Here is a 16785-nt window from a genome sequence, read left to right as displayed (position 1 = left end):
CTTACTCGGCGGCCGCAGGGGTCGAGTGGCCGGGAAGAATGGGGAATTTCCGGACGAAAATGATGTAGGCGAGGACTTCGATGGCGATCACGCCGATGGTGACCATCATCTCGGGCACGCTGGGGAAGTAGTGCCAGCCGGGGCCGGTGTCGTAGGCCACCAGGAAGGCGTCGATGCGGTACAGGACCGCGCCGGTCAGCATGCTCATGGCCGCGGCCAGCAGCTTGGACAGCCGCTTGCGGTTGGCCGGAGAGGACAGCACCACGATCGGATAGACGAACACCGCCATCTCGATCAGGAACATCACGCTCTTGGCGCCCGAGGTGAACACCTTGAAGATGGCGCCCCGGACCGCCAGGTCGCCCAGGCGGATGACCAGATAGGCCACCAGGATGCCCATGATGATCTTGCCGATCTTGGACAGCATGGGCAGCTCGTCATGGATGTCGCGCTTGAAGCCCACGGCGGCCACCGTCGCCTCGACGATGACGATGGCGAAGCCCATGCACACCGCGGTCAGCAGGAACAGCAGCGGCAGCAGCGGCGTCTGCCACAGCGGATGGATCTGGGCGCCGAACACCACCAGCAGTGATCCCAGCGAGGATTGGTGCATGGTGGGCAGCAGCACGCCCAGGCCGATGAAGAAGAACATCACCTTGTTCAGCTTGGCCTTGAGGTTCTTGAAGCCGAAATGCTCGAGGAAGGCCGGCGAGAACTCGATCCACAGCACGATGATGTACAGGCTGATGCAGGCGGCCACCTCGAACATCACCGAACCGGGCTGGGCGTAGCCCGGCCACAGGATGTGCCAGAAGTTCCAGTAGCGGCCGAGGTCGATCAGCACGCTGAGGCCGCCCAGGGAATAGCCGAACAGCGAGGCGGTCAGCGCCGGGCGGACCAGCGGATGGTATTCGCCCCGGTTCATGACGTAGCACACCAGGGCCATGGCGTAGCCGCCGCAGGCGAAGCCGGTGGCGATGACCACGTCCCACACCACCCAGATACCCCAGGGGTAGCCGTTGTTGATGTTGGTGACGGCGCCCAGGCCGTAGATGAAGCGCTGGACCAGGAAGAACAGGGCGATGCCGATCAGCACCGCCAGCACGATGGTGAAGGGGGAGACCAGCGAACCGCCGATGGCGGCCGGCCCGGCCTTGGCCTTCCTCAGGCGGCTGGCCACCTGACTGGGAATGGGATGGTTGACCATTACTTGTGCCCCCCTTCCGGATGATCGAACATGTCGAAATCATCGTCGTCGTGGTGGTCCTTGGAGCCCCGCCAGGCGGCGGTGACCAGACCGGCCAGCGCCACCACCGGCAGGATCATCCCGCCGTAAAGGGTGTGCTGCATGGTCTCGGAATCGGCGGCATAGGCCCGTTCCGGCAGTCCCATGGGCAGGGCCAGCTTGTCGAACGGCACGCCGGACAGGTAGCGGACCTGGGTGCCGCCGCCATCCTTCTGGCCGTAGACGTAATCCACGTATTCGGGCGCCGCCTTTTCGTGCATGTCGCCCGAATCGGGGGTGCGGCGGGGGAAGGTGTTGGGTTCGCCCGGCTTCATGGCGCGGCGGCGGTCGATTTCCGCCGACAGGGCCTTGTAGGAGCCGAAAATGGTGGCGCCCGTCGGGCAGACCTCGGCGCAGGCGGCGTACTTGCCTTCCTCCATCCGGTGCTTGCACAGCTGGCACTTGGCGATTTCCGGCTTGGGCGTGTCGTACTGGAACTGGGGCACGCCGAAGGGGCAGGCGGCGACGCAGTAGCGGCAGCCGATGCAGGCGTCCTTGTCGTAGGTGACCACGCCGTCGGTGGGCCGCTTCTGCATGGCCGAGACCGGGCAGGCCGACACGCAGGAGGGGTCGGCGCAGTGCAGGCACGAGCGCTTGATATGGGCAAAGCCGTTCTCGGCCTTGTCCTTGTTCTCCATGGTGCCCGACTGGTAGATCTTGATGACGTTGTAGGTCTTGCCCGACAGCTCCAGCGGGGTGTCCCACAGCTTTTCGCCGACATTGTCTTCCAGCGGCAGGCTGTTGACCTCCTTGCAGGCCGACATGCAGGCCTTGCAGCCGATGCACAGCGTCCCGTCGAACAGCAGGCCGACGGCATTCTCGGGAACCTTGTGGCTTTCCCGGGCCTCGACGCCGGTGGGGGCCAGGGTGGCGCAGGCGGCAGCCGCCGCCGTTCCACCCGCCGCCGCCCGGCGCAAGAAATTGCGTCTGGTGATGGTCATGGCGGATTACCCCTGCTTTCCGGAATCCTGGCCGTCTTCGCTCTTGCCCAGATTGCCCACCAGCTTGGCGCCGGCGCCGATGGCCAGGCCACCGACCGCCGCCACCGTGGCCAGCGCGCCGATGGAGGCACCGGTGCCCTGCTCCTCGACCACGCGGGGATAGCCCGCGGGCGGACGCTGGTTCTGCAGCTCGGCCAGGGCATGGATGGGCTTGTGGAACCCGATGCCCTTTTCCGTGCAGCCGATGCAGGGATGCCCGGTGCCCACCGGCCACGAGCCCGAACCCACGTCGTTGAACAGGATGGCGGGGCAGTTGGCGTAGGTCTCGGGGCCCTTGCAGCCCAGCTTGTACAGGCAATAGCCCTTGCGGTGGCCCTCGTCGCCGAATTCCAGCGCGAAGCGGCCGGCGTCGAAATGGGCGCGACGCTCGCAATTCTCGTGGATGAGACGGGAATAGGCGAATTTGGGGCGGCCCTTGTCGTCAACCGCCGGCAGGGCGCCGAAGGTCAGGAAGTGGACCACGGTGGACAGGAAGTTGTAGGGGTTGGGCGGGCAGCCGGGGATGGTCACCACCGGCTTGCCGGCCAGGATCTCCGGCACGCCGGTCGAGCCCGTGGGATTGGGCGGCGTGGACGGCATGCCGCCCCACGAGGCGCAGGAGCCGATGGCGATCACCGCCGCCGCGCCCTCGGCGCATTCCTTGGTCAGCTGCAGGGCGGTCTTGCCGCCCACCTTGCAGTAGATGCCGCCGTCCTTGACCGGGATGGCGCCCTCGACGACCAGGACGTACTTGCCCCAGTTCTTCTTCATGGCGGCTTCGCGGGCGGCCTCGACCTGATGGCCGGCGGCGGCGAACAGCGTCTCGTGGTAGTCGAGCGAGATGATCTCCAGGATCAGCTTCTCGATGGTCGGATGCTCGGCGCGGAGCATGGACTCGGTGCAGCCGGTGCACTCCTGGAAGTGCAGCCAGATCACGCTGGGGCGTTCCTTGGCGGTGATGGCCTGGGCGATCTGCGCGTCGGCCCCCTTGGGCAGGCCCATGGTCGCGGCCATGGCGGCGCAGAACTTCAGGAAGTCGCGGCGTTCCAGATTGAACCGGTTCGCGATCTCGCGGGAAATTTCGGTATCGTCGTACATTGTCCCCCACCTTGGCTGGCGCGTCGGGCTGCGGAAGTCCGGGAGGGAAGATCGCGGAGCCATGGCAGGACCCGGGGGTCATGCCCCGGCCCGCTCAGTCCCCCGAATGCCTCCCGAATCTTCTTGTTCTCGGTTGTGCGATGCAGTTACCGCAAGCACCGTGCCAACTCCAATGGGTGGGGCGGACGGGGTAGGGTCGATCCCGTAATCCAGGTGGGAAGGCGATCAGCGGAGTTGTATGGAATGCGTCCAGCAAGCGGCTGCCGTCGGCGGTGAAAGATAGCTATCCATATATGGAAAGTTACTTTTCATTATTCCTCTGAAGCATTGATTATGTCGTTCGTTCCTTGCGATAAGTATGCTCTTGATAAGAATCAAGAGGGCGGGATGGGCAATCCTGGATATGGCCCCTTGTGCGGCGAGCTGGAGCGGGCGTATCGCCTGGTGGCGGAGCTGTCGGAAAAGCCCGGGGCGGCGGAGGGAGAGCGGCTGGCGGCCGCCCGCGAGCGCATCAGGCGATGCGAGGAGCGGTTGCTGGTGGTGTCGCTGGGGCAGAAGGCTCCCTGCGATCTCAAGCTGGCGGAATGCCCCTGACCCTGGGAGGCGCCTCACCAGTTGCGCGAGATGCGCCGGGCCTTGGCCTTGACCTCCAGGGCGTGGATAAGCAAGGCGCGGGCCTGGGTGTCCAGTCTCGCCGGTTCGGCCTCGGGGTCGACGGCGTCGATGACCTCGCGCGCCGTGCGCAGGGTGTCGGACGGGGTGTCGGCCGGTTCCACCAGGCGGACCCAGGCCAGAATCTGCATGATCAGGGCGCCCAGGGCCGCCACGGCCAGGCCGTGCGACAGACGCCGCTCCACGTCGCCGTCCGGATGGGTGGCCTGGTCCCGGTGCCAGCGGACCACGTTGGCGGCCAGCGCCGAGCCTTCCTCGGCAATTCGCCGAATCTGGGCACGCTCGAATTCGGATAGGCTGTTGCGCGGCATCATGGCGGGCCCGGCGCCGAAGTTTCCCGAGGGAGGCGCGGTCGCCGCGCCGTCCATCAGGTATTGCTGTTGCTCACCCATGGACGATTTCTCCCGTCACGGTCATGGCGTCAGCAAAACACATACCAACGGCTAGGTCCACATGTGGATATCCGAAAGTGCCCCCACGGCGGATGGGGTCACACGACCCCGGCCCTGACGAGTCCCGCCAATGCCTCCTGGTCCAGATCCAGCCAGCCGGCCAGCACCTCGGCGGTGTCCGCTCCCAGCAATGGCGGGGCGCGATCGGCGACCGCCTGGGCGCCGTCGAAGCGGATGGGATTGGCCACCAGATCGATGCCGCCGGCCAGGGGGTGCCCGACACGGGTCTTCATGCCGCGATGGGTCACCTGGGCATCGGCGAACACGCCGGCCAGATCGTTGATGGGGCCGCAGGGCACCCCGGCCGCCTCCAGGGCCGTGATCCAGTCGGACGACGGGCGCGACGCCAGCAGCCCTTCCAGGATCGGCACCAGCTCGCCCCGGTTCCTCACCCGCTCGGCATTGGTGGCGTAGCGGGGATCGGTGCCAAGCTCGGGCCGCCCGGCGACGTCGCAGAACCGGCGGAACTGGCCGTCATTGCCCACCGCCAGGATGATGTGGCCGTCGGCGGTGGGAAACGCCTGATAGGGCACGATATTGGGGTGGGCGTTGCCCAGGCGCTTAGGGATGTTTCCGCCGACCAGATAATTGGCCGCCTGATTGGCCAGGACCGCCACCTGCACGTCGAGCAGCGCCAGGTCGATATGGCTGCCCTCGCCGGTGCGGTCGCGCCTGGCCAGGGCGGCGAGCACGGCGAAGCCGGCATACATGCCGGTGAAGATGTCGGTCAGCGCCACTCCCACCTTCATGGGCTGGCCGTCGGGCTCGCCGGTCAGGCTCATCAGCCCGCCCATGCCCTGGATCAGGAAATCGTAGCCGGCCCGCTGGGCGTAGGGGCCGTCCTGGCCGAAGCCGGTGATGGAGCAATAGACCAGATCGGGCTTCACCGCCTTCAGCGCGGGGTAGTCCAGGCCGTACTTGGCCAGTCCGCCCACCTTGAAGTTCTCCAGCACCACGTCGGCCTTGGCGGCCAGACGCCGCACCAGATCCTGCCCCTCGGGGCGGGTGAAGTCGATGGTCACCGAGCGCTTGCCCCGGTTGGCCGCCAGGAAATAGGCCGCCTCGCCGGTGTCCTTGCCCTCGGCATCCCTGAGGAAGGGCGGTCCCCAGCCCCTGGTGTCGTCGCCTTCGCCCGGGCGTTCCACCTTGATCACCTCGGCCCCCATGTCGGCCAGCAGCTGGCCCGCCCAGGGGCCGGCCAGCACCCGGCTGAGGTCGAGAACGCGAAGATGGGACAAAGGTCCGGTCATGGGGCGGGTCCTTGCAAAGGGCTGGGGCGGCGGCGGAAAAGGCCGGGCGAATGTGAGTGCCGTCACATAACCTTGGAAGGAGTGAGTCATTTATGCAACACCAGTGACTCACCTGATGGAAAAGTGAACGTGGTGTGAATGCATGTGTTGACGCAATGAATCAGCATGTGATTCCATCCCCTTCATGTTGCAGGAACTTCTCAGCCGCTGTCGTCGCGTCGTCGGGCCGATGATCGGGCTTGGCGCCGTGGCCTATTTCACCTACCACACCGTTGAAGGTGATCGCGGCGTGCTGGCCTATTTCCGGCTGCAGGCGGAAATCCTGGAAGCCGAGATGCATCTGTCGCGGGTGGCGTCCGAGCGAACCGAGATGGAGCACCGGGTCCAGCTGTTGCGGCCCGACCACCTCGACCCCGACATGCTGGAAGAGCGGGCGCGCATCATGCTGAACATGGGGCGCGAGGGCGAGGTGGTGGTGTTCGACAAGCGGCGCTGATCAGCCGCTGTTCCTCGGCACGGTCCTGCATTTCGCCCGCCCCATGCCGGTGATCCGGCATTCCGAGACGTTCTCCCACAGGCGGATGACCAGGAAGATCTCCTGGCCCCGGTATTCGATCAGCACGTTCTGGAACGACGTGGTTTCCAGGATGGGGCGCGCCGTCAGGTCGCGGAACACCAGCAGCGGGCAGGCCTTGACCCGGTCGCAGATGGCCACCGATTCCAGGCTGATCAGGGTGGTGCCGCGCGAGCGGGCGACGCTGAGGCGTATGGGCCGGCCGGCCGCCTTGGCCCTGGCGAAGTGGGCGCGGCCCCATTTCTCGGCGGCGGCCAGTTCCGGCGTGCTGGGGTCGTAGGCGAATTCCACGAAGATGCGGTCGCCGTTCGGGGTCTCGGCCCGGGCCGGGGGAAGGGGCAGGGCCAGGACGGCCATGATGGTCAACAGCAATCCGCGCATGCCCCCCTCATGCCAGAGCGGGGAGCAAATGTCGATGACATCGGGGGGGGCGGTTGGAGTAGTGTCGCGGCCGTGATTCCGGTGCTTCGAGGTCAGGTGTGTTCAAGCTTCTCGCCCGTTTCGGTGTCGACGCCTTCCTGCTGGGGCTGGTCTCCATGGTGGGGCTGGCCTGGGTGCTGCCCGATTTCGGCCGGAGCGGCGGCCATCTGCACATGGAGGCCGTCGCCGTCTACGGCGTGGCGCTGGTCTTCCTGCTCTACGGCCTGACGCTGCCGCCCGAGCGCATGAAGGCCGGTCTGGTCAACTGGCGTCTGCATCTGCTGGTCCAGGTCTCCACCTTCCTGTTGTTTCCCGCCCTGGCCTGGGGCGCGGCCCTGGCGCTGGGCGGGCGGGTCGCCCCCGATCTGATGCTGGGCTTCTTCTTCCTGGCGGCGCTGCCGTCCGCCATCTCGTCGTCGGTGGCCATGACCTCCATCGCGCGCGGCAACGTGGCGGGCGCCATCTTCAACGCCACCCTGTCCAGCCTGCTGGGCGTGGTGCTGACCCCGCTATGGGTGAACTGGTACCTGTCGTCCGGCGGCGCCTCGCTGGACCTGGGCCGGGTGCTGCTCAAGATCGTCCTGCTGGTCCTGCTGCCCATCGTGCTGGGACAGCTGCTGCGGCCCTGGGCGCGGGGCTGGGTCGAGCGCAACATGAAGTGGCTGAAATCCCTCGACCGCCTGACCATTCTGCTGATCGTCTTCAACTCCTTCTCGGATTCGGTGGCCGAAGGGGTGTGGAACGGCCAGGGGGGCGGCTTCGTGGCCCAGGCCCTGGGCGGCGCGGCCCTGCTGTTCGCCTTCGTCTTCCTGCTGCTGCGTCTGGCCTGCCGGGTGCTGGGCTTCAGCCGCGAGGATGCCATCGCCGGCGTGTTCTGCGGCACCAAGAAGTCCCTGGCCACCGGGGTGCCCATGGCCAAGATCATGTTCGGCGCCTCGCCCGTCCTGGGCCTGATCATCGCGCCGACCATCCTTTACCACCTGATCCAGCTGATCGCCGCCGGCATCATCGCCCGCCGGTGGCAGGACGAGGCGTGACCGGAAAAAGTCCCTTGCCGGGAAGGGATATTCGGGCTAATTAATGCAACTCACTCGCAGTTGCATAACGGCCCATGACGTCCTCCGATACCATTCTCCGTGACGCCGGATTGCGGCCGACCCGCCAGCGGCGCGGCATGCTGGAGGTGCTCGAGACCCTGCGGGCCGGCAACGTCTCGGCCGACGAGGCCCACCGCTTGGCGGCGGAGATGGGGTTGCGGCTGTCCCTGGCCACCACCTACAACATCCTGAATCAGTTCGCCAAGGCAGGGCTGGTCCGCCGCATCGACCTGGGGGAGCGGACGTGGTTCAGCACCAGCCCTGCGGGCCACCATCATTTCCTCGACCTGTCCACCGGGCGGCTGAGCGACATCGCCGGGCGCCAGCCCGCCCTGGACCACCTGCCGCCGCCGCCGCCCGGCTACGAGGTCGACGGCGTGGACATCCTGGTCCGCATCAGACCCGCGAATAAGTCTTAGATGTATAGCGATCTTGTTGATTTTAAAGGAAAAAACTTGATAAGCCGATGAAGGCTCCCCATCATCCCTCCCATGATTTGAAGGAGGGTATTGCCATGCAGGGCAGTAAGAAGGTCATCGATTGTCTCAACAAACTGCTGACGGCCGAGCTGACCGCCGCCGACCAGTATTTCGCCCATTCGCGGATGATGGCCAACTGGGGCTTTCACCGCCTCTACGAGCGCATCGCCCATGAGCGCGAGGAAGAGCTGGAGCACGCCGACAAGCTGATCCACCGCATCCTGTTCCTGGAAGGCACCCCCGACGTGGGCAAGCGCGGCAAGCTGGCCATCGGCAAGGACGTCGAGGAGATGCTCAGGAACGATCTCGCCTACGAGATCATGGTGGTGGGCGAGTTGAAGGCCGCCATCGCGCTGGCCGAGAAGGAGCAGGATTTCGAGACCCGCGCCATCCTGCGCGAACTGCTGTCCGACACCGAGGAAGACCACACCCACTGGCTGGAGCAGCAGGTGGGCCTCATCGCCCGGCTGGGCCTGCAGAACTATCTGCAATCGGCGGCGGGCGATCTGGCGGGAGGCGCGTCATGAAGGGCGACAAGGCCGTCAACAAGGCGCTGAACGAGGTGCTCAAGGTCCAGCTCACCGCCATCAACCAGTTCTTCCTGCATGCCCGCATGCTGAAGAACTGGGGGCTGAAGGACCTGGGCAAGGCCGTCTACAAGCTGTCCATCGAGGAGATGAAGCACGCCGACGAGGTCATCGAGCGTATCCTGTTCCTGGAAGGGCTGCCCAACCTGCAGGACCTGGGCAAGCTCTATATCGGCGAGGACGTGCCCGAGATCATCGCCAACGATCTGGCCATGATGGTCAAGGAGCGCACCGCCCTGGTCGCCGCCATCGCCCTGGCCGAGGACAAGCAGGACTTCGTCACCCGCCACGAACTGGCGGAAATCCTCGAAGAGGCGGAGGAGGCCATCGACTGGCTGGAGAACCAGCAGGGCCTGATCGCCTCCATGGGCCTGCCCAATTACCTGCAATCGGCCATGGGCGAACTGGCCGGGGGGTGACCGGGCCGCTGGCCATGCCCGGTATCATTTCACCACGAAGGCGGGAAGGCACGAAGGAGCACGAAGAAGAGAATTAGATGTTTAGTCCCGGCATTTGATGGTGCATTCTTGTCCACGGAGTGGAAGGAGGCACTATGGGCCAGGTTCTACACGGCAGCGCCACGACGACAGAGGCAGTCCGTCGAGCAATACAAGATAGTCAAGAGAGCCTGAGGGCCCTTGCCAAGCGTTACGGGATCAACCCCAAAACGGTTGCCAAGTGGAAGAAGCGCCGATCCGTCAGCGATCTGCCGACGGGGCCGAAGGAAGCCAAATCCACGGTGCTGAGCATCGAGGAGGAGGCCATCATCGTGGCCTTCCGCCGCCATACCTTGTTGCCGTTGGACGATTGCCTGTACGCCTTACAGGCGACGATCCCGCACCTGACCCGCTCTGCTTTGCATCGTTGCTTGCAGCGCCACGGCATCAGCCGTCTGCCGGAGACTGAGGGTGACAAACCGGCCAAGAAGAAGTTCAAGGCCTATCCCATCGGCTATTTCCACATCGACATTGCCGAGGTGCGGACCGCCGAAGGCAAGCTTTACCTGTTTGTCGCCATAGACCGCACCAGCAAGTTCGCGTTTATCCAGTTGCATGAGAAGGCGACGACACGTATCTCCGCTGACTTCCTGCGGGCCTTGATCCAGGCGGTGCCCTACACGATCCACACCGTGTTGACCGATAACGGCACCCACTTCACGACCCCAGGAAACAAGGCCTCGGCAGCATCTGACATCAAGCTGGCGATGCAACGGGGCGAGCGGTTCCGCGCCCATGCTTTCGAGTTTGCCTGCGCCCAGAACGACATCGACCATCGCCTGACCAAGCCCAAGCATCCTTGGACCAACGGGCAGGTCGAGCGCATGAACCGCACCATCAAGGAAGCGACCGTGAAGCGGTTCTTCTACGACAACCACGCTCAGCTTCGCGCCCACCTCGATGACTTTGTGTTGGCCTACAACTTCGCCAAGCGCCTCAAGACCCTCAAGGGCCTCACACCATACGAATACATCTGCAAAATCTGGACAACAGAGCCAAAGCGATTCAAGCTTGACCCGATCCATCAAATGCCGGGACTAAACATCTAAAATGTCTTCTCCTTACCTTCGTGCCTCTGTGCCTTCGTGGTTCAATTGCTTTCAGGAGAGGGCTCAATGCCTTTTAGGGCTGGGCAGGAAGGCCGAACCGGCCAGGCCCAGCCCCGCCACCGCCGCCGCCATGACGAAGGCGCCGGAAAAGCCGCCCCAGGCGTCGGCCATCCAGCCGGCGATGGCCGGGCCGACGATCTGGCCCAGCGCGAAGACCATGGTGATGGTCCCGAACGAGGCCGCCGCCTGCTCCGGGCCGAGATAATCGCCCACCGCCGCCGCCATGATGGACGGCACCGCCCACAGCGCCAGCCCGTAAAGCAGGATCGAGGCGTAGAGGAAGGGCTCGGGCAACGGCGCGGCCACCAGGGCATAGGCGCAGGCCTGGAAGCCGAACACCATCATCAGCCCGGCGCGGCGGCCCAGCCGGTCGGACAGGCTGCCGAACACCGGCCCCGAGGCCAGGGAGAGCAATCCGATCCACGACCAGAAGATGCCTGCGGTGGATTCGGGAAAGCCGCGCTCGCGCACCAGGGCGGTGACGATGAAGGTGGCGTAGATGACGTAGCTGAAACCGAAGGCGGCGTAGACCAGCCCCAGATGGGCCAGGATGCGGCGCTTGGCCCCGGGCGGAATGGCCGCCGCGCAGGAGGGGGCGGCGACATCCTCCCCGGGCGCGCCTTTTCCGGCCACCGGCCCCAGGCCCAGTTCGGAGGGGTGATTGCGGATCACCAGCCAGTCCACCAGGGCGGCCCCCAGGACGATCAGGCTGATGACCAGCCAGGACAGGCGCCAGCCCTCGGCGCCCTGGGCGGCGTTGATGGCGGGGACCAGGGCGCCCGCCACCATGATGGCGAAGCCCGATCCGATCACCGCGAAGCCGGCGGCGCGGCCTCGGACCCGGCGGCCGAACCAGTGGGCGATCAGGCCCATGATGGGCACGTTGCTGCCGCCGCTGCCGAAGCCGGTCAGGGCGTAGAGAACCAGGACCTGGGAAAAGCTCTGGGCGTAGGACACCGCCATCATGGACAGCGCCACCAGCACCAGCCCCGCCGCCACGGTGCGCCGCGCGCCCAAAAGCGCCACCATGCGGCCACCCAGGGTGACGGCCGACAGGTAGCCGATGAAATTGGCGGTGGAGATGGCGCCCATCTCGGAGCGCGACAGGTCCAGCGAGGCGCCCATGGAGGGCAGCAGCATGCCCAGCGCGAAGCGTCCCATGCCCAGACAGGCGAACAGGCCGAGACAGCCGGCGGCGACGATGGCCCAGCCGTAATGGAAGGGCAGGCGGCGGACCAGCGGGTGTTCAGAGTTTTTCGACATTGTTGTCCAGGTCAACCAATCTCCTGGCACCTTGGCACGGCCGTTCCGGCATGCCAAGTTGAATGCGATACCGCACCGCAAACCGGGGACGTCCCATGGCCGCCTATGATTTCGACCTGATCACCCTGGGCGCCGGTTCCGGCGGCGTGCGGGCCTGCCGCATGGCGGCGCAGGCGGGGCGCAAGGTGGCGGTGGTGGAAAGCAGCCGGGTGGGCGGCACCTGCGTCATGCGCGGCTGCGTGCCCAAGAAGCTGCTGGTCATGGGCGCCAAGTTCGCCGAGGACCTGACCGATTCGCTGGGCTTCGGCTGGAGCCTGGAGGGCGCCGATTTCGACTGGGCGCGCCTCGTCTCGGCCAAGAACGAGGAATTGCAGCGCCTGGAAGGCGTCTACATGCGCCTGCTGAAGGAGTCCGGCGTCACGGTGGTGGAGGGCAAGGGCTATCTGCTCGACGCCCATACCGTGCAGGTGGGGCTCAAGGTCTACACCGCCGAGACCATCCTGGTGGCCACCGGCGGCCGACCCGCTCTGCCCGACGTGCCGGGCATCGAGCACGCGGTGACCTCCAACGAGGCGCTGGACCTGATGCAGCTGCCGGAAAGGGTGGTGATCGTCGGCGGCGGCTATATCGCGGTGGAATTCGCCGGCATCTTCAACGCGCTGGGGAGCGGCGTCACCCTGGTGCTGCGCGGCGACACCCTGCTGCGCGGCTTCGATGCCGACATCCGCGCCATCCTGGCCGAGGAGATGGTGAGGAAGGGCATCGAACTGCGCGCCACCACCCAGGTGAGGAGCATCGCGCGGCACGGCCACGGCTATGGTGTCGAGCTTTCGGATGGCCAGACCATCGAAGCCGATCTGGTGATGTACGCCACCGGCCGGCGGCCCAATACCGAGGGGCTGGGCCTGGAGCAGGCGGGGGTGGTGCTCAATTCCAAGGGCGCCGTCATGGTGGACCGCCTGTCGCGCACCTCGGTGCGCAACATCTGGGCGGTGGGCGACGTCACCGACCGGGTCAACCTTACGCCGGTGGCCATCAACGAGGCCATGGCCTTCGTGCGCACCGCCTTTCTCGGCCAGACCACCGCCATGGATTACGACAACATCCCGTCCGCGGTGTTCTCCCTGCCGCCGGTGGGCACGGTGGGGCTGACCGAGGCGGAAGCGACCAGGCGCTATGGCGCCCTTGACGTCTATCTCACCCGCTTCAAGCCCATGCGCAACATCCTGGCCGGCCGCGAGGAACGCACGATGATGAAACTGGTGGTGGACCGCGCCACCGACCGGGTGCTGGGCCTGCACATGGTGGGCGCCGACGCGCCGGAAATCGTCCAGGGCTTCGCCGTGGCGCTGAAATGCGGCGCCACCAAGGCCCAGTTCGACGCCACCGTGGGCCTTCACCCCACGGCGGCGGAGGAATTCGTCACCATGCGGGAAAAAAGGGCGGAGAACGGCCGTGCTTGACTACGACTTTCCCCTGTGGCGTCCGCCGTCGGAAGGCGACAACCTGATCATCCAGGCGACGCTGGGCTGCCGCTACAACCAGTGCAGCTTCTGCTCCATGTACAAGACCAAGGAATACCGGGCCCGGAGCCTGGACGAGGTCTTCGCCGACATCGACGAGGCGGCGCGCCAGTGGCCCGACGCCCACCGGGTGTTCCTGGCCGACGGAGACGCCTATTGTCTGCCCACCGCGACCCTGGCGGCCATCTGCGACCATCTGGCCCTGCGCCTTCCGGCCCTGCAGCGCATTTCCGCCTACGCCACCCCCTTCGACATCCTGGGCAAGAGCCCCGAGGACATCGCGCTGCTGAAGTCCAAGCGGCTGGGGCTGGTCTATCTCGGCATCGAGACCGGCTCGGACGCGCTGTTGAAGCGCATCGCCAAGGGCTCGGCCCGGCAGATGGAAGGGGCGCTGGCCAAGGCCCGCCAATGCGGGCTCAAGGTTTCGGCCACGGTGATCCTGGGCCTGGGCGGCAAGACCGGCTGGGAGGCGCATATGGACGAGACCGCCGATCTGGTCAACCGGGCGCCGCCGGTCTATCTCTCCACCCTGCAGCTGGGGCTGGAAACCAACGTGGCGCCCCGCTTCTTCGAGCGCTTCGGCGAGGCGTTCCAGTGGCAGGACGATCACGGCGTGCTGGTGGAACTGCGTCGCCTGCTCGACCGCCTAGACCCGCCCGCCCCGGTGATCTTCCGCTCCAACCACGCCAGCAACGCGCTCGCCCTGGCCGGCAACCTGCCCCGGGACAGGGACAAGCTGCTGGCCCGCATCGACGCCGCCCTGACGGGGGGCTCCGGCGTGCGGCCCCGATGGATTCGGGGGTTCTAGCCGGGCAAAAAAACTCCCCGCCGAAGCGGGGAGCGGAACATCAGTTTCTCGCGATTTCCCGCCTTGTGGGCTGGGACAGTTCGGCTCCGGCCGGGGTGGAGGATCCGGCCGGAGCCCTGTGCGCCGCGTGAGGCGGAGGGGACTCCGCCGCCATCAGTTTGAGCAGCGCAACCTGCTCGTCCACCTTGGCCTGGATGTGGGCGAGCTGGTCGGGGGTCAGATGACGGTACTTGCCGATCATCCTGACGTATTCAGACACCGGATAGGCATTGTCCGGCGAATGGGTGAAGCGCAGCCCGGTGGTGTTGGTGTATTCCCACAGGGGATTGAAGTTGCTGTCCACGCTCATGCGGCAGGCTTCGATCACCTTGGACGAGGGAACGCGCCAGCCGGTGGGGCACGGCGAGTAGATGTGCAGATACGCGAAGCCCTCGAACGACGCCTCGACGGCGCGGTCCAGCTTCTCGTAGAGGTCCTCCATGTAGCCGGTGGACGCCGTCGCCACGTAGCGGCACTTATGCGCCGTCATGATCAGCGGCAGGTTCTTGGCGTCCTGGGTCTTGCCCTTCATGTGCTCGCCCACCGGGGTGGTCGAGGTCCACGAGCCGTAGGGCGTGGTGCCCGACCGCTGCATGCCGGTGTTCATGTAGCCTTCGTTGTCGACGCAGACATACAGCACCTTCTCGCCGCGCTCGGCGGCACCCGACACGGCGTGGAAGCCGCAATCGGACGTGCCGCCGTCGCCGGCCAGGGCCATCACCACGATGTCCTTGCGCCCGATGCGGTCGTAATAGCGGCGGATGCCCGACAGCATGGAGGCGGTGTTGGTCAGCAGCGGATGGAACACCGGCACCTTGGTGCCGGTCTTGCCGTTATAGCCCACCGATCCCATGCCGGGAATGCAGCCGGGCGGGGTGGCCAGCACCGAGTTGCGGCCGATCTTGCGCATGGCGTGGCGCATGATCAGCTCGGAATTGCAGCCCTGGCAGCCCGACAGGCCGGGGACGAACAGGTCTTCCTTGTCGCCGTACTGATTGAAGATGGTGCCCGCCTTGCGGAACTCCAGCGCGCCGGTGGGGCAGACCTTGACGCAGGCCGGGTCGCCGTCGCACTGGTCGCACTTGGCGACGCGGGCCACGCTCTCGTCCACCGCGATGCCGCCATAGGCGCAGCCCGCCGTGCACAGCAGGCAGTCCACGCATTTGGACGCGTCCCAGCCCACGACGCCGTTGCCCCCATCCTTGTCCAGCGCGCCCGAGGGGCAGACCTGGACGCATTTGGGATCGCCGCACTGGCGGCAGATGGCGGTCTCGAATGTCCCGGCCTTGGCGCCGGGCACGATGGAGATCCTGGAAGCGCCCTGCTTGGCCGTGGAACAGGCCGTCATGCAGTCGCCGCAGCCGTCGCAGAGCGAGGCCTTGAAGCTGATGCTGTCGAATGCCGCGCCCATCCTTACCTCCACTGCTCGCTCATCAGGCGCCGTCCGGTTTCCACCGGCCGGGCCAGGAAGGCGTCCTTGCATCCGCTCAGATCCACCCGGCGGCGGATCAGCTCACCCATGATGCCCACGTCGAAGGGCTCGTCGACGCTGGCATAGCCCACCAGCCGGTTGTCCTCGAGCACCAGCCGGCGATAGGCGGCTCCGTCGGTCTCCACCGCCTCGACGCCGTCGGTGGCGGCGGCCCGGCCGATGGACAGCGCCACCCGGCCGAAGAAGCGGTAGGTGTTGACCGGCAAGCCGCCGGCGTAATCCTTGCGGTAGGAATCCCCGGCCATGCCCTGGCCGGCGATCTTGCCCTGCTCCACCGCCGTGGGAATGATGCCGATCAGCGCCTTGCCGCCGGTCGCGAAGTCGGTGGCCTGGGCCACGTCGCCCGCCGCCCAGATTCCGTCGATGTTGGTGCGCATGGCCTCGTCCACCAGGACGCCCTTGTCGATGGTGACGCCCGAGCCTTCCAGCCAGTCGGTCACGGGGCGCACGCCGGTGGCGACCAGCAGCAGGTCGGCCGCGAGCGTGTTGCCGTCGTCGAGCGTCACCTTGCCAGGTGCCACCTCGGTGACCCGGCGGCGCAGCTTCAGCTCCACGCCGTGCCTGGTGAAGGCGTCCTCGATGCGGGTGCTGGCCTTGGCGTCGAAATAGCCGGGCAGGACGTGGTCCTGCATCTCCACCACCGTCACCGAAAGGCCGGCCTCGGCCAGATTCTCGGCGGCATGCAGGCCCACCAGACCGGCGCCCAGAACCACCGCCGACCTGGCCGAGCCCATGGCGGAGCGCAGGCCCTCGGCGTCGGCCAGGGTGCGCAGCACGTGGTAGCGCACGGAGTCCAGCCCCTTGACCGGCGGAATGGCCGGGGCGGCGCCGGTGGCGATCAGCAGGGTCTGGTAGCGCCAGACCTCGCCACCGTCCAGGGTGACCGCCTTGGTCTTGGGGTCGAGCGACACGGCCCGGGCATTGGGGACGTAGGCGCAGTTGTTGGCCGCGAAGAAGGCCGGATCGCGCAGCAGCACCTTGTCCGGGGCCGAACGTCCCGACACCACGTAGGGCAGGATGGTCGGCGAATAGGGCAGCCGCCCATCCCGGGTCAGCATGGCCATGGAGCCGTCGGGATCGACCAGACGGATGGCGCGCAAGGCTTCCAGCGCCGCGTGGCTGGAGCCGACGAGAAGGTATTTGGCCTCGGGCATCATCGA

18 protein-coding genes are annotated in these 16785 nt (G+C 66.4%); 9 read left to right on the top strand and 9 right to left on the bottom strand.

Annotation, left to right across the window (positions count from 1 at the left end; all coding sequences use genetic code 11):
• Window position 1 precedes the first annotated feature (1 nt).
• Genes hybB through ACV4UZ_RS05995 form a run of 3 tightly spaced genes read right to left on the bottom strand, consistent with a single transcriptional unit; the run spans window position 2 to window position 3363 of the window.
• Complete coding sequence (hybB, locus tag ACV4UZ_RS06005) at window positions 2-1207, bottom strand: Ni/Fe-hydrogenase cytochrome b subunit (protein WP_491600000.1); 1206 nt, start codon at window positions 1205-1207, stop codon at window positions 2-4.
• Window positions 1207-2226, bottom strand: coding sequence for a hydrogenase 2 operon protein HybA (gene hybA / locus ACV4UZ_RS06000; RefSeq protein ID WP_491599999.1), 1020 nt, complete (start codon window positions 2224-2226; stop codon window positions 1207-1209). The genes hybB and hybA overlap by 1 nt, the downstream gene beginning before the upstream one ends.
• Before the next feature lie 6 nt (window positions 2227-2232).
• The gene (locus ACV4UZ_RS05995; protein WP_491599998.1) at window positions 2233-3363 is read right to left on the bottom strand and encodes a hydrogenase small subunit; all 1131 of its coding nucleotides are present in this window, start codon (window positions 3361-3363) and stop codon (window positions 2233-2235) included.
• 387 nt (window positions 3364-3750) lie between these two features.
• Here ACV4UZ_RS05995 and ACV4UZ_RS05990 point away from each other — a divergent pair, with 387 nt between their 5' ends.
• Window positions 3751-3957, top strand: coding sequence for a hypothetical protein (locus ACV4UZ_RS05990; protein ID WP_491599997.1), 207 nt, complete (start codon window positions 3751-3753; stop codon window positions 3955-3957).
• 14 nt (window positions 3958-3971) lie between these two features.
• On the opposite strand, the gene ACV4UZ_RS05985 is transcribed toward ACV4UZ_RS05990, so the two are convergent.
• Both ACV4UZ_RS05985 and ACV4UZ_RS05980 read right to left on the bottom strand, forming a co-directional pair.
• Window positions 3972-4427: a hypothetical protein gene (locus tag ACV4UZ_RS05985; RefSeq protein ID WP_491599996.1), complete on the bottom strand. Its 456-nt coding sequence runs from the start codon at window positions 4425-4427 to the stop codon at window positions 3972-3974.
• 98 nt (window positions 4428-4525) lie between these two features.
• Window positions 4526-5737 carry a CaiB/BaiF CoA transferase family protein gene (locus ACV4UZ_RS05980; RefSeq protein ID WP_491599995.1) on the bottom strand — a complete coding sequence of 404 codons (1212 nt, stop codon included), beginning with the start codon at window positions 5735-5737 and terminating at the stop codon, window positions 4526-4528.
• Between the two features lie 229 nt (window positions 5738-5966).
• On the opposite strand from ACV4UZ_RS05980, the gene ACV4UZ_RS05975 reads away from it, so the two are divergent.
• Window positions 5967-6233, top strand: a complete 267-nt coding sequence (locus ACV4UZ_RS05975; protein WP_068435911.1) for an FtsB family cell division protein — start codon at window positions 5967-5969, stop codon at window positions 6231-6233.
• Here ACV4UZ_RS05975 and ACV4UZ_RS05970 read toward each other — a convergent pair whose 3' ends face one another.
• Window positions 6234-6692: a hypothetical protein gene (locus tag ACV4UZ_RS05970; RefSeq protein ID WP_491599994.1), complete on the bottom strand. Its 459-nt coding sequence runs from the start codon at window positions 6690-6692 to the stop codon at window positions 6234-6236.
• Window positions 6693-6790: 98 nt separating this feature from the next.
• Between ACV4UZ_RS05970 and ACV4UZ_RS05965 the strand changes: the two genes are divergently transcribed.
• The 5 genes from ACV4UZ_RS05965 to ACV4UZ_RS05945 all read left to right on the top strand — a co-directional run bounded on the left by ACV4UZ_RS05965 (window position 6791) and on the right by ACV4UZ_RS05945 (window position 10440).
• Window positions 6791-7768 (top strand): bile acid:sodium symporter family protein, encoded by a 978-nt coding sequence (locus ACV4UZ_RS05965; protein ID WP_491599993.1) that lies wholly within the window; start codon window positions 6791-6793, stop codon window positions 7766-7768.
• 74 nt (window positions 7769-7842) lie between these two features.
• Window positions 7843-8247 carry a Fur family transcriptional regulator gene (locus ACV4UZ_RS05960; protein WP_491599992.1) on the top strand — a complete coding sequence of 135 codons (405 nt, stop codon included), beginning with the start codon at window positions 7843-7845 and terminating at the stop codon, window positions 8245-8247.
• A gap of 95 nt (window positions 8248-8342) precedes the next feature.
• Window positions 8343-8834, top strand: a complete 492-nt coding sequence (gene bfr, locus ACV4UZ_RS05955) for a bacterioferritin (RefSeq protein WP_491599991.1) — start codon at window positions 8343-8345, stop codon at window positions 8832-8834.
• On the top strand, window positions 8831-9313 hold the full coding sequence (gene bfr / locus ACV4UZ_RS05950) for a bacterioferritin (RefSeq protein WP_491599990.1): 483 nt from the start codon (window positions 8831-8833) through the stop codon (window positions 9311-9313). Before bfr (ACV4UZ_RS05955) ends, bfr (ACV4UZ_RS05950) begins: the two co-directional genes overlap by 4 nt.
• A gap of 134 nt (window positions 9314-9447) precedes the next feature.
• Complete coding sequence (locus ACV4UZ_RS05945; RefSeq protein ID WP_491599989.1) at window positions 9448-10440, top strand: IS481 family transposase; 993 nt, start codon at window positions 9448-9450, stop codon at window positions 10438-10440.
• A gap of 63 nt (window positions 10441-10503) precedes the next feature.
• Here the strand turns inward: ACV4UZ_RS05945 and ACV4UZ_RS05940 are convergent, their stop codons facing one another.
• Window positions 10504-11763 carry an MFS transporter gene (locus tag ACV4UZ_RS05940; RefSeq protein WP_491599988.1) on the bottom strand — a complete coding sequence of 420 codons (1260 nt, stop codon included), beginning with the start codon at window positions 11761-11763 and terminating at the stop codon, window positions 10504-10506.
• Window positions 11764-11858: 95 nt separating this feature from the next.
• Between ACV4UZ_RS05940 and gor the strand changes: the two genes are divergently transcribed.
• Together gor and ACV4UZ_RS05930 are read left to right on the top strand one after the other, a co-directional pair.
• Window positions 11859-13226, top strand: coding sequence for a glutathione-disulfide reductase (gene gor, locus ACV4UZ_RS05935; protein WP_491599987.1), 1368 nt, complete (start codon window positions 11859-11861; stop codon window positions 13224-13226).
• Window positions 13219-14094 (top strand): radical SAM protein, encoded by an 876-nt coding sequence (locus tag ACV4UZ_RS05930; RefSeq protein WP_491599986.1) that lies wholly within the window; start codon window positions 13219-13221, stop codon window positions 14092-14094. Before gor ends, ACV4UZ_RS05930 begins: the two co-directional genes overlap by 8 nt.
• A gap of 40 nt (window positions 14095-14134) precedes the next feature.
• Here the strand turns inward: ACV4UZ_RS05930 and padI are convergent, their stop codons facing one another.
• A complete protein-coding gene (gene padI, locus ACV4UZ_RS05925; RefSeq protein WP_491599985.1) occupies window positions 14135-15544 on the bottom strand; it encodes an NADH-dependent phenylglyoxylate dehydrogenase subunit beta in 1410 nt (469 codons plus the stop codon).
• A 2-nt stretch (window positions 15545-15546) separates the two neighbouring features.
• The gene (padH, locus tag ACV4UZ_RS05920) at window positions 15547-16782 is read right to left on the bottom strand and encodes an NADH-dependent phenylglyoxylate dehydrogenase subunit epsilon (protein WP_491599984.1); all 1236 of its coding nucleotides are present in this window, start codon (window positions 16780-16782) and stop codon (window positions 15547-15549) included.
• Window positions 16783-16785 lie beyond the last annotated feature (3 nt).

This window comes from Paramagnetospirillum sp. (genome assembly GCF_058402745.1).
Note: the sequence above shows the minus strand (reverse complement) of the source record. Positions and strands in the feature narration are given on the sequence as shown.